The organism is Pseudonocardia ailaonensis (genome assembly GCF_039531635.1).
Taxonomy (GTDB): Bacteria; Actinomycetota; Actinomycetes; order Mycobacteriales; family Pseudonocardiaceae; genus Pseudonocardia; species Pseudonocardia ailaonensis.
Window position 1 is genome coordinate 176,016 of sequence record NZ_BAAAQK010000018.1, and the last position, 18,058, is coordinate 194,073.

At 72.0% G+C, this 18,058-nt stretch carries 15 protein-coding genes; 10 read left to right on the forward strand and 5 right to left on the reverse strand.

Annotation, left to right across the window (positions count from 1 at the left end):
- Positions 1-101: 101 nt before the first annotated feature.
- The 6 genes from ABD324_RS23130 to ABD324_RS23155 all read left to right on the forward strand — a co-directional run bounded on the left by ABD324_RS23130 (position 102) and on the right by ABD324_RS23155 (position 7,459).
- On the forward strand, positions 102-1,331 hold the full coding sequence (locus ABD324_RS23130; RefSeq protein ID WP_425565885.1) for a methyltransferase domain-containing protein: 1,230 nt from the start codon (positions 102-104) through the stop codon (positions 1,329-1,331).
- Position 1,332: 1 nt separating this feature from the next.
- Positions 1,333-2,154, forward strand: a complete 822-nt coding sequence (locus ABD324_RS23135; RefSeq protein WP_344420776.1) for a glycosyltransferase family protein — start codon at positions 1,333-1,335, stop codon at positions 2,152-2,154.
- Positions 2,151-3,269 carry a methyltransferase C-terminal domain-containing protein gene (locus ABD324_RS23140; RefSeq protein WP_344420778.1) on the forward strand — a complete coding sequence of 373 codons (1,119 nt, stop codon included), beginning with the start codon at positions 2,151-2,153 and terminating at the stop codon, positions 3,267-3,269. Before ABD324_RS23135 ends, ABD324_RS23140 begins: the two co-directional genes overlap by 4 nt.
- Complete coding sequence (locus ABD324_RS23145) at positions 3,270-4,397, forward strand: NAD-dependent epimerase/dehydratase family protein (protein ID WP_344420781.1); 1,128 nt, start codon at positions 3,270-3,272, stop codon at positions 4,395-4,397. It abuts the gene before it with no gap.
- Positions 4,397-5,731: a UDP-glucose dehydrogenase family protein gene (locus ABD324_RS23150; RefSeq protein ID WP_344420784.1), complete on the forward strand. Its 1,335-nt coding sequence runs from the start codon at positions 4,397-4,399 to the stop codon at positions 5,729-5,731. The genes ABD324_RS23145 and ABD324_RS23150 overlap by 1 nt, the downstream gene beginning before the upstream one ends.
- Positions 5,732-5,959: 228 nt before the next feature.
- Positions 5,960-7,459: a sugar transferase gene (locus tag ABD324_RS23155; RefSeq protein WP_344420787.1), complete on the forward strand. Its 1,500-nt coding sequence runs from the start codon at positions 5,960-5,962 to the stop codon at positions 7,457-7,459.
- An 18-nt stretch (positions 7,460-7,477) separates the two neighbouring features.
- Here ABD324_RS23155 and ABD324_RS23160 read toward each other — a convergent pair whose 3' ends face one another.
- Entirely contained in the window at positions 7,478-7,777 is a 300-nt protein-coding gene (locus ABD324_RS23160) for a TetR/AcrR family transcriptional regulator C-terminal domain-containing protein (RefSeq protein WP_344420790.1), read from the reverse strand.
- 259 nt (positions 7,778-8,036) lie between these two features.
- Here ABD324_RS23160 and ABD324_RS23165 point away from each other — a divergent pair, with 259 nt between their 5' ends.
- From ABD324_RS23165 to ABD324_RS23175, 3 genes are all read left to right on the forward strand, one after another.
- Positions 8,037-10,967, forward strand: coding sequence for a P-loop NTPase fold protein (locus tag ABD324_RS23165; protein ID WP_344420793.1), 2,931 nt, complete (start codon positions 8,037-8,039; stop codon positions 10,965-10,967).
- A gap of 117 nt (positions 10,968-11,084) precedes the next feature.
- Positions 11,085-12,479: an HNH endonuclease signature motif containing protein gene (locus ABD324_RS23170; protein WP_344420796.1), complete on the forward strand. Its 1,395-nt coding sequence runs from the start codon at positions 11,085-11,087 to the stop codon at positions 12,477-12,479.
- Positions 12,480-12,482: 3 nt separating this feature from the next.
- Positions 12,483-13,214, forward strand: a complete 732-nt coding sequence (locus ABD324_RS23175; RefSeq protein ID WP_344420799.1) for a hypothetical protein — start codon at positions 12,483-12,485, stop codon at positions 13,212-13,214.
- 51 nt (positions 13,215-13,265) lie between these two features.
- Here the strand turns inward: ABD324_RS23175 and ABD324_RS23180 are convergent, their stop codons facing one another.
- On the reverse strand, positions 13,266-13,985 hold the full coding sequence (locus ABD324_RS23180; protein ID WP_344420802.1) for a TetR/AcrR family transcriptional regulator C-terminal domain-containing protein: 720 nt from the start codon (positions 13,983-13,985) through the stop codon (positions 13,266-13,268).
- A 98-nt stretch (positions 13,986-14,083) separates the two neighbouring features.
- Here ABD324_RS23180 and ABD324_RS23185 point away from each other — a divergent pair, with 98 nt between their 5' ends.
- Positions 14,084-15,232, forward strand: coding sequence for an FAD-dependent oxidoreductase (locus tag ABD324_RS23185; RefSeq protein WP_344420805.1), 1,149 nt, complete (start codon positions 14,084-14,086; stop codon positions 15,230-15,232).
- Here ABD324_RS23185 and ABD324_RS23190 read toward each other — a convergent pair.
- The 3 genes from ABD324_RS23190 to ABD324_RS23200 all read right to left on the reverse strand — a co-directional run bounded on the left by ABD324_RS23190 (position 15,195) and on the right by ABD324_RS23200 (position 17,957).
- Positions 15,195-16,115 (reverse strand): endonuclease/exonuclease/phosphatase family protein, encoded by a 921-nt coding sequence (locus ABD324_RS23190; protein WP_344420808.1) that lies wholly within the window; start codon positions 16,113-16,115, stop codon positions 15,195-15,197. The genes ABD324_RS23185 and ABD324_RS23190 overlap by 38 nt on opposite strands.
- A gap of 86 nt (positions 16,116-16,201) precedes the next feature.
- Positions 16,202-16,930 carry a polysaccharide deacetylase family protein gene (locus ABD324_RS23195; protein ID WP_344420811.1) on the reverse strand — a complete coding sequence of 243 codons (729 nt, stop codon included), beginning with the start codon at positions 16,928-16,930 and terminating at the stop codon, positions 16,202-16,204.
- Positions 16,931-16,964: 34 nt separating this feature from the next.
- Positions 16,965-17,957, reverse strand: coding sequence for a polysaccharide deacetylase family protein (locus ABD324_RS23200; protein WP_344420814.1), 993 nt, complete (start codon positions 17,955-17,957; stop codon positions 16,965-16,967).
- Between the last annotated feature and the right edge of the window lie 101 nt (positions 17,958-18,058).

Consider the following 18,058-nt stretch of genomic DNA (forward strand, 5'->3'; position numbering starts at 1 on the left):
CCAGGAGACGGAGCCCTGCCGCTGCTACTGGGAGTGATCACATGCTCGCGCCTACCGACACCGCCATATTCGGCGAGACGGGCGAATCGCAGTTGGTCCAGGTGTCCTCCGCCTGTCGGCTGTGTGGCTCAACCGAGCTGCAGACGTTCGTCGACCTCGGCGCCACCCCGCCCTGCGAGCTGTTCCTCGCCGCGGACGAGCTGGACGCCCCGGAGGTCACCTACCCCCTCCACGTGCGGGTCTGCGAGCGCTGCCTGCTCGCCCAGGTCCCCCCGCTGATCACGCCGGAGGCGACGTTCAGCGAGTACGCCTACTTCTCGTCGTTCTCCACCTCCTACGTCGCCCACGCCGAGGCGTTCGTCGCCGGTGCCGTGGAGCGCCTGGGGCTCGGTCCGGACTCGTTCGTCGTCGAGGTCGCCAGCAACGACGGCTACCTCCTCCAGCACGTCGTCCGCCGCGGCATCCGCTGCCTCGGCGTCGAGCCGTCGGTGAACGTCGGCGAGGCCGCCCGCGAGAAGGGGGTCCCGACCGTCACCGCGTTCCTGAGCCCCGAGACGGGTGCCGAGGTCGCGGCCGAGCACGGGCGCGCCGATCTCGTCTCCGCGAACAACGTCTACGCCCACATCCCGGACGTCGTCGGCTTCACCCGCGGGCTGCGCGAGCTGGTGAAGGACGACGGCTGGGTGTCGATCGAGGTCCAGCACCTGCTCACGCTGGTGGAGCTGACCCAGTTCGACACGATCTACCACGAGCATTTCCAGTACTACACGGTGCTGACCGCCCAGCGGGCGCTCGAGGCCGGCGGTCTGACACTGGTCGACGTCGAGCGGATCGGCACCCACGGCGGCTCGATCCGGCTCTGGGCGCAGCGCTCGGAGATCGCCGGCCCGCCCACCGCGGCGGTGGCCGCGGTGCTCGCCGAGGAGGCGGCCGCCGGGCTGCACACCGTCGAGGGCCACGCCGGCTTCGCCGAGAAGGTCTCGCGAGTGCGGGACGACCTGCTCCGTTTCCTGCTCGACGCCCGACGGGACGGCAGGACCGTCGTCGCCTACGGCGCGCCCGGCAAGGGCAACACCCTGCTCAACTACTGCGGCATCCGGCCGGACCTGCTCGCCTACACGGTCGACCGCAACCCCTACAAGCACGGCAGGTTCACGCCCGGCACGCGGATCCCGATCCACGCGCCCGAGCGGATCGCGGAGGACAGGCCGGACTACGTGTTGGTCCTGCCCTGGAACCTGCGCACCGAGATCTCGGCCCAGCTGGAGTACGTCCGTGACTGGGGCGGACGGCTCGTCTTCCCGATCCCGGCCCTCGAGGTGATGGACTGACATGAAGGTCGTCCTGTTCTGCGGCGGTTACGGCATGCGCATGCGCGACGGCGTGACCGACCTGCCCAAGCCCATGACCCGCGTCGGGCCGCGCCCGCTGATCTGGCACGTGATGCGCTACTACGCGCACTTCGGCCACAAGGACTTCGTGCTCTGCCTCGGCTACGGCGCGGACCACATCAAGGACTACTTCCTCAACTACCGCGAGACCGCGTCGAACGACTTCACGCTGCGCCGCGGCGAGCTCGAGATGCACGGCACGGACGTCGAGGACTGGACGATCACGTTCGTCCACACCGGAATGGACAGCGCGATCGGCGAGCGGCTGCGCCGGGTCCGCGAGTACGTCCAGGACGAGGAGGTGTTCCTCGCCAACTACTCGGACGTGCTCACCGACCTGCCCCTCGACCTGATGATCGACAAGTTCCGCTCCAGCGGTGCCAGCGCCGCACTTCTCGCCGTACCGCCGCAGTCCGCGTTCCACTGCGTGGACGTGGCTCCGGACGGGATGGTCACGTCGGTCACCTCGGTGTCCAAGATGGACCTGTGGGAGAACGGTGGCTACCTGATCCTCACCCCCGAGGTCTTCGACCACCTGCCGGTGAACGGCGATCTCGTCGAGGACGCGTGCGTGGCCCTGGCCAAACAGAACAAGCTCCTCGCGTACCAGTACAGCGGCTTCTGGCGCGCCTCGGACACGATGAAGGAACGCAACGCCCTGGAGGCCGGCTACCAGGCCGGTAACCGGCCGTGGATGCTCTGGGAGACCACCCCGGACCGGGACCCGTTCCACGCGCTGGCCGAGCACGGGGTCCACGCGTGAGTCCCGCCCCCTGCCGGTTCTGCAAGAGCGTGCGCGGCGAGATCGTGCTGGACACCGGTCTCCAGCCGGCGTGCGACGACTTCCCCCCGGTCGACCAGGTCGAGGTCGAGGCGGTCCACCCGGTCCAGCTCTGGCTGTGCGCGGACTGCGGTCTCGCCCAGCTCGTCGAGGACCCCACCGAGCCGGACGAGCCGCGCGGCGTCGAGCCCCTGGCACTGGTCCGGCAGGCCGAGGCCGCCGTCGCCGGGGTCGCCGCAGCGGGGCTGCTCCCGGCCGGCGGCACGGTCGTCGAGCACGGCAGCCCGCACGGCGGGAGCTGGCTCGGCCTGCTCGCCGACCGCGGGATCCGGGAGACCACCGGCCCGGCCGACGTCGTCCTGGACTGCTTCGGCCTGATGCACGACGCGGACACCCGCGAGGCCCTCGAGCGCCGGGTCGCCGAGCTCGCCCCCGACGGGGTGCTGCTGGTGCAGTTCCACTCGCTCGAGGCCGTGCTGGCCATGGGCCAGTGGAACGCGGTGCGCCACGGCCATCCCGTCTATCTCTCCACCCCCGCGATGACCGGGATGCTGGCCGGGGTCGGCCTGACCGTCGTCCACGCCTGGCGATTCGACCTCTACGGCGGCACGGTCCTGCTCGCGGCGCGGCGCTCCGGCATCCCGGACGCGAGCGTGGCCGAGCTGACCGCCCGTGAGGTCGCGGCCGGTGTGCTCGATCCCGCCGTGGTCCGCCGGCTCGACGCCGAGGCCCGCACCAGCGCGGTCTCCCTGCGCGGCTGGCTCGAGACCGCGAAGGCCGAAGGCCACCGGATCGTCGGGTACAGCGCCGCCTCCCGGGCCGTGCCGCTGCTCAACGTCGCCGGCGTCGGACCGGACCTGATGGAGGCCATCGGGGACGCCTCGACCGCCAAGCACGGCCGCCGTATCCCCGGTGTCCGGATCCCCATCGTCGATCCCGTGGCGCTGCTGTCCGAGGGGCCGCTCGACGTGGTCCTGTTCGTCCCGGACCTCCTCGACGAGGTCCGCGACCGCTTCCCCCAGGTCGAACGGGCGGGCGGGCGCTGGGTGCTGTTCGAGCCCGAGCCCCGGGTCGCCCTCAGGAAGGAAACGCACTAGATGACGGTCAACGATCCCTCGGCGGTGCAGCGGGCCGAGCAGGTCCGCGCCGAGGACCTCGCCGCCATGCTCGAGGTGCTGGACGGCGACCTGGCCCGGATCTCGGGCCGCGGCGTGCTGATCACCGGTGGGGCCGGCTTCCTCGGCTACTACCTCGTGCAGCTGCCGCTCGCCTGGAACGACGCCCATCCCGACCTGCCGCCGATCGCGGTCACGGTGTGGGACAGCTACATCCGCGGTGTGCCCGAGTGGCTCAGCGCCCTGGAGGACCGCCCCGACGTCACCGTCCGCACCCAGGACCTGCGCGAGCCGCTGCCGGAGGACATCGCCGAGTTCGCCTTCGTCATCCACGCGGCCGGGATCGCCTCACCCACCTACTACCGCGCGCACCCGCTCGAGACGATGGACGCCAACATCACGGGCCTGCGCAACCTGCTGGACTACGCCCGCGAACGCGGCCCGGCGCTCGAGGGCTTCCTGTTCTTCTCCTCCAGCGAGATCTACGGGGACCCCGACCCGGGGGCGATCCCGACCGCCGAGGACTACCGCGGCTTCGTCTCCTGCACAGGCCCGCGCGCCTGCTACGACGAGTCCAAGCGCTACGGCGAGACGCTGTGCGTGACCTTCGCGCAGCAGTACGGCGTGCCCGTCCGCATGGCCCGCCCGTTCAACAACTACGGGCCCGGAATGAAGATCACGGACGGCCGCGTGATCGCCGACCTGTGCCGGGACGTCCTCGCGGGTCGCGACCTGGCGCTGCTCTCCGACGGCACCCCCACGCGGACCTTCTGCTACGTGTCCGACGCCGTCACCGGCTACTACCTCGCCCTGCTGCGCGGTGGCCCCGGTGAGCCGTACAACGTCGGCACCGAAGACCCCGAGATCAGCATGCGCGGCCTGGCCGAGACGCTGATCGACCTGGGCGCCGAGCTGTTCGACACCGACCTCAAGGTCACCTTCGCCGAGAGCGCCGAGTCGGTCTACCTCGTCGACAACCCCAACCGCCGCTGCCCCGACATCACCAAGGCGCGCACGCAGCTCGGGTACGAGCCGCGGGTGGCATTGCGCGAGGGCATGCGCCGCACCCTGCTCTGGTACGCCGGCAACCCGGGCGGGAGTGCCCAGTGATGCGCGTCTGCGTCGTCGGGAGCGGGTACGTCGGCCTGGTCTCCGGGATCGGGCTGGCCGAGCTGGGCCACGAGGTCGTCTGCGTCGACCTGGACGCGGCGCGGGTCGCCGAGATCAACGCCGGCGTGCCCCCGCTGCACGAGGCGGGCCTGGCCGAGCTGGTGGACAAGCACGTCGGCAGCCTGTTGACGGCCTCGACGGACCTGGCCGGAGCGGCCGCCGCGAGCCGGCTCACGCTCATCTGCGTCGGGACCCCGTCGCGGCCGGACGGCTCCATGGACACGACCGCGCTGGAGGCCGCCGCCCGCGAGATCGGCACCGCGCTGCGGAAGCACACCGGCGCGGAGGCCCCGGTCGTCGTCGTCAAGAGCACGGTGGTCCCCGGGACCACGGACACGCTGGTCCGGGGCATCGTCGAGACCGCGTCGGGCCGCACGGCCGGGGTGGATCTCGGCATCGGCTCCAACCCGGAGTTCCTCACCGAGGGCCAGGCCGTGGCGGACTTCCTGGAGCCGGACCGGATCGTCCTCGGCGGCGACGCGGTGGCCCTGGCGGCGCTGCGCGAGCTGTACGCGGGCTTCGAGGGCGTCCCGGTGCTGGAGACGAACGCCCGCACCGCCGAGCTGGTCAAGTACGCGTCGAACGCCATGCTGGCCGCCGCGATCTCCTTCTCCAACGAGATCGCGGACCTCGCCGAGCAGATCGGCGACATCGACGCCCACGAGGTCATGCACGGCGTGCACCTCTCCCGCTACCTGACCTCGCCGGCGCCGGGGCGCGCCGGCCTGGCGTCCTTCTACGAGGCCGGCTGCGGCTACGGCGGCAGCTGCCTGCCCAAGGACGTGGCCGCACTGACCGACGCGGGCCGCCGCGAGGGACTCGCCATGCCGCTCCTGCAGGCCGTGGCCGAGGTCAACACGGGCCGCCCGGGCCGGCTCGTCGACGCCGTCCGCCGGGAGCTCGGCTCCCTCGAGGGCCGGCGGATCACGGTGCTCGGCCTGGCCTTCAAACAGGACACGGACGACGTCCGTTTCTCCCCCGCCTTCCCGGTCCTGGACCTCCTGGTCGAGGCCGGCGCGGAGGTCACGGCCCACGATCCCGTCGTCGGCGAGTCCGTCCTGGCGCCGTACGCGGGAGCCGTCCGGCACACCCACGATCTCGCGGAGGCCGTCGAGGGCGCGGAGGCGGTCGTACTGGTCACCCGGTGGGCACAGTACGAGGAGCTCCCGAAGCTCCTCGACGGAGCGGACACGCTGCTCGTCGACGGGCGCCGGATGCTCGCCGCGAACTCGGTCCCCCGGTATGCGGGCATCGGTCTGCGAACGGTGCGGTAATGCGGGTGAACCGCTCATCGACACGGCGAATGGTGCCAATTCTTCGACGAGCGGTGCACAATCCGCGGACCCTTCTCCCACGACCCACCTGACGGATCTGTCCACGACTGTCGGACTCGTCACCTGTCGTAACGCGACACGGGAGACGAACGAAAAACGAGGTGCACAGCGGCACCCGGGAAATCGCGCCCTGCCGTCTGTGCGTCGAGTCCGTGGGGGAGTCTCGCTGTGAGCAGCAGTTCGAATGTGGATACCGGCCGCTCCGCGGCCGTCCGACCGGGGGCGTCGATCTCGCTCCCCGGTCCGCCGCAGGGTCTGGCGACCCAGGACCATCAGTGGCAGCGTCGGCTCCACACCATCGTCGTCGCCACGGACGTCACGGTCGTGCTGGTGACCACCGCCGTCGCCGTCCTGCTCGGCCTCGACGGGAACCCCGATGCGGACCGCGCCCACCTCGTCTCCGGCCTCATCGCCGCCGCGCTGCTCCTGTTCGCCCTCCCGCTCTCCCGCTCCTGGGACGGCCGGGCCCTCGGCTACGGCAGCACCGAGTTCCTCCGCCTCTTCCGCGCCACCTTCGGCGCCACGGTCGTGCTGGGCCTCGGTGGGCTGACGATCCTCGTCGCATCGGTGCGGATCTGGGTCTTCCTCATCGTCCCGCTCATCGGCATGCTGGTCGCCGCCGGCCGCTTCGCGATCCGCAAGGCGCTGCACCGGACGCGGCGCGAGGGCCGCGGAATGCACTCCGTGCTCGTGGTGGGCAGCGAGGAGGCGGTCGCGGACATGATCCGCCGCACCCGCCGCGATCCGTACTTCGGCTGGCGGGTCGAGGGCGTCTGCACCCCGACGGGCACCGGCCCCGGCGGCGCGCCGCACATCGAAGGTGTCCCCGTCGTCGGCGACCTGGACTCCGTGGCGTCGGACGTCCACGAGCGCGGCTACCGCGTCGTCTCCGTCTGCCGTGCCCCCGGCTGGGGCCCCGGCCGGCTGCACCGGCTGGCCTGGGCGCTCGAGGGCACGGACGCCGAGCTCGCGGTGGAGCCCGGGCTCATGGAGATCGCCGGTCCCCGGATGCACATCACCCCGGTCGACGGCCTGCCGTTGCTGCGCCTGTCGCGGCCGCGGTTCAGCGGCACCTCCCGCGCGCTGAAGATCGCGCTGGACCGCACCGTGGCCGCCCTGCTCCTCCTGCTGGTCGCACCGGTCTTCCTGGCCGTGGCGATCGCCGTCCGCGCCGACGGCGGGCCCGTCTTCTTCCGGCAGGAGCGGGTGGGCGCCAACGGCCGAACCTTCCGGATGATCAAGTTCCGGTCCATGGTGGTCGACGCCGAGGCCCGCCTCGCCGAGCTCGACGCGGCCAACGAGGCCGCCGGCCCGCTGTTCAAGATGACCCGCGACCCGCGGATCACGAAGATCGGCGAGATCCTGCGCCGCTACTCCGTCGACGAGCTCCCGCAGCTGATCAACGTCCTCAACGGCACGATGTCGCTGGTCGGCCCCCGCCCACCGCTCCCCCGCGAGGTGGCCACGTACCAGGACGCCGCACGCCGGCGCCTGCTCGTCCGGCCGGGCATGACCGGCCTCTGGCAGGTCAGCGGCCGCAGCGACCTCACCTGGGAGGAGTCGGTCCGCCTCGACCTGCGCTACGTCGAGAACTGGTCGATGGCCCTCGACCTCACGATCCTGTGGAGGACCGTGGGCGCGGTCGTGCGGGGTCGCGGGGCCTACTAGCCGGCCCGACGAGCACCATCAGCACGACCCGCCGTTGCGGTGGTCGGTCGCGCCGATCCCGGCCGCCAGGCCGTCCAGAACCATGCCCAACCGGCGTTCGAACACCACGTCCGGATCCGGGAAATCCTCCGCCTCCACGATCAGCCGCCGGAAATACGGATAACGGCCCTCCTCCAGGAGCTGCGCGATGTACGGGCCGGTGTGGCGTTGCGGGCCCTTCGACCGATCACCAGCGTCCGCACAGCCCAGCCGGCGCGGACCGCCGACCAGGAGTACGCCAACCGGCGCGACGCGGCCGCGCGCGTTCCCGGGCTGCACCTTCGCCTACACCGTCGTTTGCACCACCGGGCCGAACGGCGAGGCGATCGCCGACCACGACGCCGACGTCGGCGGCAAGGCCGACCGCTGGAAGGCGATCGTGCGGTCGGTCGTGACCACGAGCTGGCCAACGGCGTTGGCGAACAGCTCACCGGAAGGCCGTCGACGGGGCGTTACGAACCGGCTTCACCGAGCGACCTACAACCAACGGCGGGTGTCACCTCGCGGTCGGTCTGCGAATCCCTGGCTGGAGTGACTCATGGCACGGCGCGGCGTGGTCGACCTGCATGGCCTCGAGTGGACGGTCGAGGACGGCATCAACTGGGTGCCCCCTGTCCGGACCGAGGACGAGTTCCAGATCGATCTCGACACCGGCCGCGAGGGCGTCGTCATGGTTCTGACTGCGCTCTTCTGCCTGGGAACCTTCGTGGTGGTGTGGCCGTTCCAGGACGGGTCCGGCGTCATCGTTCCCCCGAGCGTCGCGCTGCTTGCGATGTGTCTGGTGGGGTACTTCCCCTTTCGCTGGTATGCGAGGCGCCCTCGATCCGTCAGTGTTCTCCTTCGTTCCTCGCCCGACTCACGTCTCACGCGGAGTTGGATCGCGCACGTCCCCTCGGCCCGTGCACAGGGCGACGCGGTTCGGCGCGCCATCGCGACGTTGCTGGTTCGGGACGATCCCCACACAGCCCTGGCCGGCCTGTACGACTTCGAAGGGGTGCCGCTCGACACGCTGGTACAGGAGAAGGCGATCATCGACCGGGCCGATCAGATGCCTTCCGAGACCGAGGTTCTCGAGATCGGCTACGCGCAGCTGGTCGCGGCGGTGCGATCGGGAGAGGTTGCCGGCCAGGTCCCGGGCGAGGAGGCACGATCGGACCTGGTCCGTCTGGTGTCGCAGCGGTGCGGGCGGTGGGCGGCACTGGTGCAGTCCGAGCTCCGAGCCGTCCACAACTCTCGGGAGCGACTGGACGACGCGTTCACCTCGACGTTCTTCCGGTTGGCCGCGACGGCGGCGTTCGGCCCCGGCTCCGGTCTGCCGTGGTGGCGGCGGGCCTTCCGCAGGGTGCCCCCCATCCACACGCTTCCCGACACCGTCGTCACCGCTGCTCGGAATGTGGCGGCCACGGATCGGGCGATCATCGAGCTGAGGTCGAGCAACGAGGACGCGCTCGTCCGCCTCGGCGACAGCATCCGTGAGCGCTGCGTCCTGCCGGAGCTCCGCACACAGCTGAGCATTCTCCTCGGCGAGGACGCCGTGTCGACGGTGTTGTCATCAGGCGACGGTCGCGGGCTCGACCAGCTCCTTCCCCCCGACTTCGAGCTGAACTCTGCGGCGTTCGAGCGCGTCACCGGCATGATCGACCAGTTCAGCACGGCCGCAATCGGCCTGGCCGGACCGCGCGGATGCGGCAAGACCACGCTCTTGACGGCCGTGTGCAAGGCACCCGGAGCGGACGGACCGCCGACGCTTCCGCTCCTCATCAGCGCGCCCGTCGCCTACGACACCCGCGAGTTCCTGCTCCACCTCGCCTCGACCTTCGGTCGTGCGGTGATCGGTCTCTCCGGTTCGGACGGCCCGCGCGGCCACCCCCGCGGAGGGGACGACTCCTGGACGCGTCGGTACATCGGACGGCTGATCGGCAGAGCAGCAGGAATACTCGCCGCGTCCACGCTCGTCGTCTACTGTCTGGCCCTGCTCGGCAACACGGCGGGCGGGCCGGCTCCCGGCGCCACGGTGTCGCCGACGCTGGCGCCGTACGCCCCGACGATTCTGGCCGTCGGCACGTTCGCGGTCGTCTTCGGTGCCCTGCGCCGTGCCGTCACCACGCCGCTGCGCGAGTTGTACGCGTTCAAGCGACCCGGCCAGGAAGTGCCGTTCCGGCGTCTCGACGCCGCCGCGCGGCTGTTCTCCTTCCTGGGAGCAATCGCCTTCGTGGCAGCCCTGGCCGGACCCGCGCTGGCGATCCTCCACGACCTCGGTCCGCAACTGGGGGCCCCGGCCGTTCCGACCTGGCTGCGCCCGCTCGACGTGCGCCTCGCACTGGGCGCGATGGGGATCGCTCTCGGCGTGGCGGGCCTCGCCGTGATCGTTCCTGCCTCGAAGCGCGAGGGCTGGGCATTCGCCAGCTCCGCCGAGGACATCGACAGGTCACTTGCGATCGGGTCGGACCTCCCCGACCTGCCGGCCCGAGCCCAAGAGCTCCTGGATGCGATCGGCTTCCAGATGGCGTGGTCGCGCTCGAACGCCTCGCGCTTCGGCGTGAATCTCGGAACGTACCTGCCCCTCTCGCACGATGTCACGGACACCTCGTCCGAGACGCGCACCGCACAACCCTGGACCAGGCCCGAAATCGTCCGGATGTTCCGGGAGCTCCTGGAGGAGGTCGGCCAGACCTATCGGATAGTCATCGCGGTCGACGAGCTCGACAAGGTCTCGGCCGAACGGGCCGTCGACTTCGTCGAGGATCTGAAGGCGATCTTCGGCGTGCCGAACTGCTTCTACCTGGTATCCATCTCCGAGGATGCGATGGAGGACTTCGAGCGCCGCGGGACACCCTTCCGGACGGCTTTCGACAGCGCATTCGACGAGGTCGTGGCGCTCCGGTACTTCACCTTCGACGAGTCGCGCGAACTCCTCCGGAGCCGGGTCGTCGCCATGCCCCAGAGGTTCTCCGCACTGTGCCACGTCGTGTCGGGCGGACTTCCGCGCGACCTGCTGCGTGCGGCCCGCTCGCTGTACGGACTGGGAGTTCCGATCACGCTGGAAGCGGCGGCGCGACGGATGGTCCTGGCCGAGCTGAGCCGGCGGACCATCTCCACGGCCAAGGCCCTCCGGACGGTGCCGGTCACGAACGAGGAGCTGGCCCGCGTGCTGCGGTGGGCCGACTCCGACGAGGGACACGACCTGGGCGACGACGCCCTCCTGCGCGACATCGCCGAGGTCCGCGGTGCGGCCAAGGCCTTGCGCGACAGTGCGGACCACACCGTCGCGGAGCAGTTCAGCTCCTGGTCCACCTTCGCGCTCTTCGCGCTCACCCTGATACAGCTCTGCGACGAGTCGCGGCGGGATCATGCCGGGATCCTCGAGTTCATCACCCGGCTCGCCCAGGCACGGCAGGCCTTCACGGTCCATCCGGACGTTGCGATGGACCGCGTCGAGACCGTCCGGGCGGAGGTCGGGCTCTTCTAGCTTGGGGAGCAAGGCTGCATCAACGCCTCGCCACACAGAGTGGGCAACGGCAGAAACCCCTGTCCGCCAGGGGTTTTCAGGTTGTCGATGATGCCCCGGCGGGGTATCATCGAACACATGTTCACCCCCTCCGCCTACGAGACGTACGCGCCTCGTGTGGAGGTCGTGGTCGACTCCTTGCACGGCGAGGTCCGGCGGCTCGGAGGTCTCGAGAAGGCCCTCGAGAAGCTCGTCCGGGAGATCGCTCCTGATCACTCCGATATGGACGACAAGGCGCTGATCGAGGCCATCGTCGAACAGGAACGGCTCAGCCGGATCCACGCTGCCCACCGCACCCGGCTCGTCGCAGAACTACAACGCCGCCGACCCGGCGACGAACCCGGAATCTCGAGCAACGACGACACCCCGATGGTCTTCCCCACCTCACGCTGGGTACCCGACGAACTCGGGCTCGTGCTCGGAATGTCCCGGCTCACCGCGAAGAACACGCTCATGGAAGCAGCCCGTCTCGAGAAGCTGCTGCCCGCCACGCTCCGCGCATTCGAGAAGGGCCGGATCGACGGCTACCGAGCGCGGATCATCCACGACCTCACCCTCGGCCTGCCGGACGATGTCGCCCGTGCGGTCGAGGCGATCGTGCTGCCCGGGGCGGGCGAGCAGACGTACGCGCAGCTGCGGGCCGCGGTGCGGGAAGCGATCATGCGGGCCGATCCCGAGGGCGCCAACCGGCGACACGAGGAGGCCCGGCGCCGGCGGCTCGTCGAGATCCGCCCGGAGGACGAGGGGATGGCCGCCCTGCGCGCCGCCCTGCCCGCCACCGAGGCGGAGCGGATCTGGCACCGGCTCTCGGAGCTCGCCCGCGCGATGGAGGACGAGCGCTCGCTCGACCAGCGCCGTGCGGACCTCGTCGCCGACCTCCTCCTCGGCCGCCTCACGCTCGACGGCGACGGGGCGGCAGGCCCGGTCGCGTCGACGCAGGTCCAGGTCGTCGTCGGGCTCGACACCCTCACCGGGGCGTCGGAGCAGCCCGGACACCTCATGGGCTACGGCCCCATCCCCGCCGACCTGGCCCGCGAGGCCGCGCTCGACGGGGTGTGGCGCCGCCTCGTCACCGACCCGCTCTCCGGTGCCCTGCTCGACCACGGTCGCACCACCTACCGGCCGCCGAAAGCGCTGGCGGACTTCGTGCGTGCCCGCGACCAGGTGTGCCGCATGCCGATCTGCAGGCGCCGCGCGGTCGACGCCGAGCTCGACCACCCGGTCCGCTGGGCCGACGGCGGGGAGACCTCCGAACAGAACATCACCCTGCACTGCAAACTGCACAACCTGCTCAAGGAACAACAGGGCTGGGAAGTCCTGGGGCACACCGACGGATCGGTCACCTGGATCACGCCCACCGGCCACGGCCACACCAGCCGCCCCTACGACTACCGCCCCCACACCACGGGCCGGGAACCACCCGACGCAGACGCCCCGGGCACCGAACCCGATCAGGACGCCCCGCCGTTCTGATGCGTGGCCGCGCGTCCCGGTGACCGAGCCGCGAACTCTCCCCCCGGCCCGGAGCCGGTCGCGGACCGGTTCGCGCAGGCCATCGCCGGGGAGGTCGCCGACGTCGTCGCCGCACAGCTCGGGGAGATCGGCGACCTGGGCGAGATGGAGGAGGCCCTCGACGACCTCGCCGCGCTCTACGTCTCCTGCCCCGACGATCCCGGGGCACCGATCGAGGACAACCCCGAGGCCCGGCTCCGAGACGACACTGCCCTGCGGGCGGCCACCGACGCGGTGGAAACCCTCCGCCGGATGGTCGGTGCCTTCGCGGACCGGACGGCCGCCCAGCAACAGGAGGCCGAGCTCCGGATCGACAACCTCGAGACGATGCTGGCGACGGAGAAGGCCCAGGCCGCGGTGGATCGCGACAGCGCTCTCACCAACCGCCGCCCGCTGCTCGGGGCGGTCATCCGGGTCGGCGTCGTGACCCTGCTCAGCTCCGTGATCGGCGGCCCGATCGCCGCGTTCGTCACCCACGCCCCGCTCCTCGAGAAGATCGTCGAGACCGTCTTCACGTCGCTGATCGGGAGCGCCGCCGCCGAGGCAGTGCTCGCCGCCACGCGGCACCACGACCAGCCCCGCGGCCCCCGGACGACCGAGCAGTGGGTGGTCTACGAGCAGGCGATCGAGAAGCGGCGGGCCGCAGAGACCGCCTACTACTTCCGCCAGGTCCGGGACGACCGTCGGCTCCTCTGAGGACTCTGCCTCCACGAGCGTCCGAAGGGGGCGGCGAGCCGGCCACCGGGGTCAGGACTCCCGCGCGATCCCCGCCGCCAACCCGTCCAGCACCATCCCCAACCTCCGCTCGAACACCACGTCCGGATCCGGGAAATCCTCCGCCTCCACGATCAGCCGCCGGAAATACGGATAGCGGCCCTCCTCCAGGAGCTGCGCGATGTACGGGCCGGTGTGACGTTGATAGCCCGCCAGGTCCAGGCCGGTACGGCGTTGCGCCTCGGCCTCCCCCAGCTCCTGCGCGACGAAACCGCGGGTGAACTGCAGGGCGGTGGACAACAGGTCCAGCATCGCGTCGATGTCGAGGCCCAGGCCGTCCACACACGCCAAGCCGGTCTCCAGGAACCGTCTCGCGTGAGGGCCCAACGTCGGGCGGTGGCCGAAGCGAGTGATCCAGGGATGGGCATGGTGGAGCCGACGCATCTCCCGGGCCAGCCCGGCGACATCCGCGCGCCAGCTCCCCGACGGCATGGCGGTCAGGTCCAGCTCACCCAACACCGCGTCGTACATGAGCTCGGTCAGGTCGTCCTTGTTGCCGACGTGCCGGTAGAGCGCCATCGGGCTGGAATCCAGCCGGCCGGCGACCTTCCGCATCGACACCGCGTCGACGCCCTCGGCGTCGGCCAGGGCGACCGCCGCCGCCGTGATGGCCCGGTGGTCGAGGGTGCGCACCGGGCCACGGCCCTGGCCGGACAGACGGGCCCAGATGACAGGCGGCGGATCGACGGACAACGCGGCACTCCTCGGGTGTGTTGCGGGCATCCTACGGGAGGAATACGGTGTACACGTCCAGTCACGTACGCCGTACACGTCCCAACCCGAGGTGCGCCATGACCCCATCCATCGCCGTCGTCGGAGGCGGGCCCGCCGGGCTCGTGCTCGCGCGGATCCTGCAGCAGCACGGCATCGCGTCCACCGTCCACGAGCTCGACGCCTCCGCCGCCGCCCGGCGCCAGGGCGGCCTGCTCGACCTGCACGTCGAGTCCGGGCAGCTCGCGCTGCGCGAGGCGGGGCTGCACGAGCGGTTCCTCCGGCTCGTCCGGCCGCAGGCGGAGGCCATGCGGGTGATGGACAAGGCGGGCACCGTGTTCCTCGACCAGGGCGCCGAGGGCAACGGGGGCCGGCCGGAGATCGACCGCGGCGACCTGCGCACCCTGCTGCTGGAGTCGCTCGATCCCGGGCGGGTCGTGTGGGGCCGCAAGCTCCGCGAAGCCCGGCGCCGGGACGACGGGCGGTACGAGCTCGCCTTCGCCGACGGCTCGCGGGAGGCCACCGACGTGCTGGTCGGGGCCGACGGCGCGTGGTCCCGGGTCCGTCCGCTGCTCTCCGACGCCATCCCCGCCTACGCCGGGATCAGCTACGTCGAGCTCCACCTCCCCGACGCGCCGGCCACGGTGCCCGCCTCCGCCGCACTCGTCGGTACCGGGAGCCTGTTCGCCCTGTCGGACAACAAGAACATCGGCGGGCACGGCGGCCGCGACCTCCACCTCGGCGCCATGCTGCGCACCCCCGAGGACTGGCTCGACACCCGCGGCGTCGACTGGTCGGACCCGGACGCCACCCGCACGGCCCTGCTCACGGAGTTCGCGGACTGGAGCCCGACGCTGACGGACCTGATCCGCCACTGCGACGACGAGATCACGGCCCACCGGATCTACGCCCTCCCCATCGGTCACGCGTGGCCGCGGGTCCCCGGAGTGACCCTGGTCGGAGACGCGGCCCATCTCATGTCGCCGTTCGCCGGCGAGGGCGCGAACGCCGCGATGCGGGACGCCTGCGAGCTGGCACTGGCCCTGGCCGAGCACGGGGACGACGTCGAGGCCGCGCTGGGGCAGTACGAGGCGGCGATGTTCCCGCGCGCCGCCGAGGCGGCCCGGCAGTCCGCCCGGGGCCTCGACCTGTGCTTCGCCGACGACTCCCCGCGGGGCCTGGTCGAGTTCTTCAGCGGGATGGGCGTTCCGGTCGCCTCCGCCGGATAGGGGCCCCCTCGACCGGGCCGGCGGGCGGATGACGACGGCCCCGGTCGGTCACCGGGACCCGCAGCCCCGCCAGGACGGCGCGGTGGTCCGTGCCGGGGAGGTCGACGATCTCGTAGCGGGTCACGGCGGTGCCCCGGGGGACGAGGACGTGGTCGATCGGGATGCCCAGGGCCCGCGGCAACCGGGCCGGGAAGGTGCCGACGAGCCCGCGTCCGGCGAGCGCGCCCGCGTCCCGCAGACCTGTGCGCAGCTCCCTATGGTCGAGCGTGGCGTTGAGGTCACCGGCGATCAGCGACCCCTCCGCGCCCCAGCGCCGCAGGTGGGCCATCTCGGCGAGCCAGCGGCCGGTGAGCCGCGCGCCCATCGGCGCCTCGGGATGCACGGCGTACAGCGCGCGGCCCGCGAGCGGCCCGCCGGTCGCGCGCAGCCCGCGGACCCCGGCCAGCGGCGTCGCCGCGACCTCCGGGTCGGCGGCGAGGAGGACCACCGACGGCCCGTCCGGCTGCCCGACCGGCGTGGACGACCAGTACCGGTAGCCGTCGAGCAGCGGGACCAGCTTGGCGGCGAAGTCGTGCCCGGCCTCCGGCAGCACGACGAGATCGGGCCGCTCGCGGGCGATCAGGGCGGCGAGCGCTCCGGTGTCCGCCCGCCCGGCGAGCACGTTGGCGGAGAGGACCGTGAGCCCGGCCGGACCGGGGACCGGGCGGCCGACGGTCCGGCGCACCGCGGGGACCAGTGCGGACGCGGCCAGCCCCACCGTCACCAGCCCGGCCCGCCGGGTGCGCCGGCCGGCCACCAGCGGCGCCGCCAGCACGGCGGCGGCCAGCGCCGCGTGCGGTCGCCAGGCCGCCGCGGCCACGGCGAGTGCTCGAACTCGTCCCATCCTCACGCTCCTCGGGTCCGGACCGGTCGTCCTCCCGCTGAACGCGCGACGGGCCGCCCGCGTGCCGGGGCGGGCCGGCCGGCCGGTCAGGCGGCCAGCCGCTGCCGGAGCCGGCGTACCGCGGCATAGGCCGGGTTGATCTTCGCCTCGAACGTCAGGCCTCCGTTGCCCCGGTAGATCCCGGTGCGGGACACCGCGAAGGGCCCCCGTTCCTCGGGCTCCTCGGGCAGGGCGAGCGCGATCCGGTAGCCGGCCTTCCGCGCCGCCCGCCGGACGTGCTCGCTGTGCCGGCCGAAGGGGTAGGCCAGCACGTCGCACGACTCGGAGAGCAGGTCGGAGATGATCTCCCGGCTCTCCTTCAGATCGCGGTAGCACTCCTCCTCGCCCAGGGTGCGCAGGTCCGCGTGCCTCATGGTGTGGCTGCCGAACTCCCAGCCCTGTGCCCGGAGGTCCTTGATCTCCTCGACGGTGAGCAGCGGCGGCGCCTGCTCGGCCGGCAGACCGGTGATCCAGTTCACCGGAACGCCCTCGGGCGTCAGCGACCCCGCCACCAGGTACATCGCCGCGGGCAGGCCGTAGCGCCGCATGATCGGCACGGCGAAGTGCGCGTAGTCGGCGAACCCGTCGTCGAAGGTGAGGACGGTCCGGCGGGCCGGGATCTCGCGCCCGCTCTCCAGCCGGTCCAGCATCGCGCTCAGCGGGACGACCCGCCCGGACCGGGCGAGCCTCCGGCACTGGCGCTCGAAGTCCTCCGGCTCGACGGAGACCGGATCGTCCCACCCGCACGCGACGGAGTGGTAGCAGAGGATCGCCACGTCGGGAGTCTGGCACAGCCCCCGGCGGCTCCCCTCAGGCGTGCCGGGCCGGGGAGGCGAGCACGCCGGGCACGGTCGCCATCGCCACGACGACCTCCGGCGTGTGCGGCAGGAACACCCCCGCGCGGCGGACGTCGTGCGCGCAGCAGCCACCATCGTTGGTGCCGCCGTAGAAGCTGAAGGAGCGGCGGATGCCGATCTCGGTCGCCAGCCGGGTCGTGACGGCGTCGAAGCTGGAGCGCGCCCCGACCGGGTAGCTGAACAGGTCGATCCCGCCGACCTCCTCCTCCAGCCGCTCCACGGAGCCGGCGATCTCGGCACGCTGGCGCTCCTCGTCGAGGGTGGCGAGCACCGGATGGCTCACGGTGTGCGCCCCGATCTCCATCCCGAGGTCACGGATCGTGCGGACGTCGTCCCAGCTCATCCAGTCCTTCGCCGCCGAAGCCCGGTCCGGGCGGGCCCGCCCGACCGCGGCCGCGAGCCAGTCCAGGAACTCCTCGCCGCGGTCCGCCGCCCGCTGCTTGTACAGGCCGTTGACCTGCCGGCGGACCTCCTGCCGCTCCCGCCCGGCGAGGGTGATCGCCTCGCCCCAGGGCGAGGCCGGCAGCGCGGCGGGCAGCGGCCCCTCGAGCAGGCCGGCGATCTCGTCCCACCAGGCGTGGTGCGGCTCGTCGACGAAACCCGTGCACACGAAGAACGTCCCGGGCAGGCCCCGGGCGGCCAGCGCCCTGGCCGCCCCGAGCTGGTCGGCGTACCCGTCGTCGACGGTGATCGCGATCCGCCGGGCCGGCCGGGTGGCGGTGAGGTCGGCCGAGCCCGCCGGGACGATCTCGAACCGCTCCGCGAGCAGGTCGAGCTGGCGCTCGAAGTCCTCGGTGCCGCAGCTGTAGAGGTCCGGGTCCGCACCGGGCGCGGGCGTGCCGATCCGGTGGTAGTTCAGGATGAGCAGGCCCCGCCACGTCCGGGAGACGAGCCGGTCCAGGCCCGAGCGGACGAGGACGGTGCTGAGGTTCCGGGTGACGGCCACGAGGCACCTTTCGCTGGCGGTGCGGGGGCACCGGGGATGAGGGCGATCGCTACGATCATGCGGTGCTCAACATCGTGCCCGGGCGAGTGACGGACCTGCGG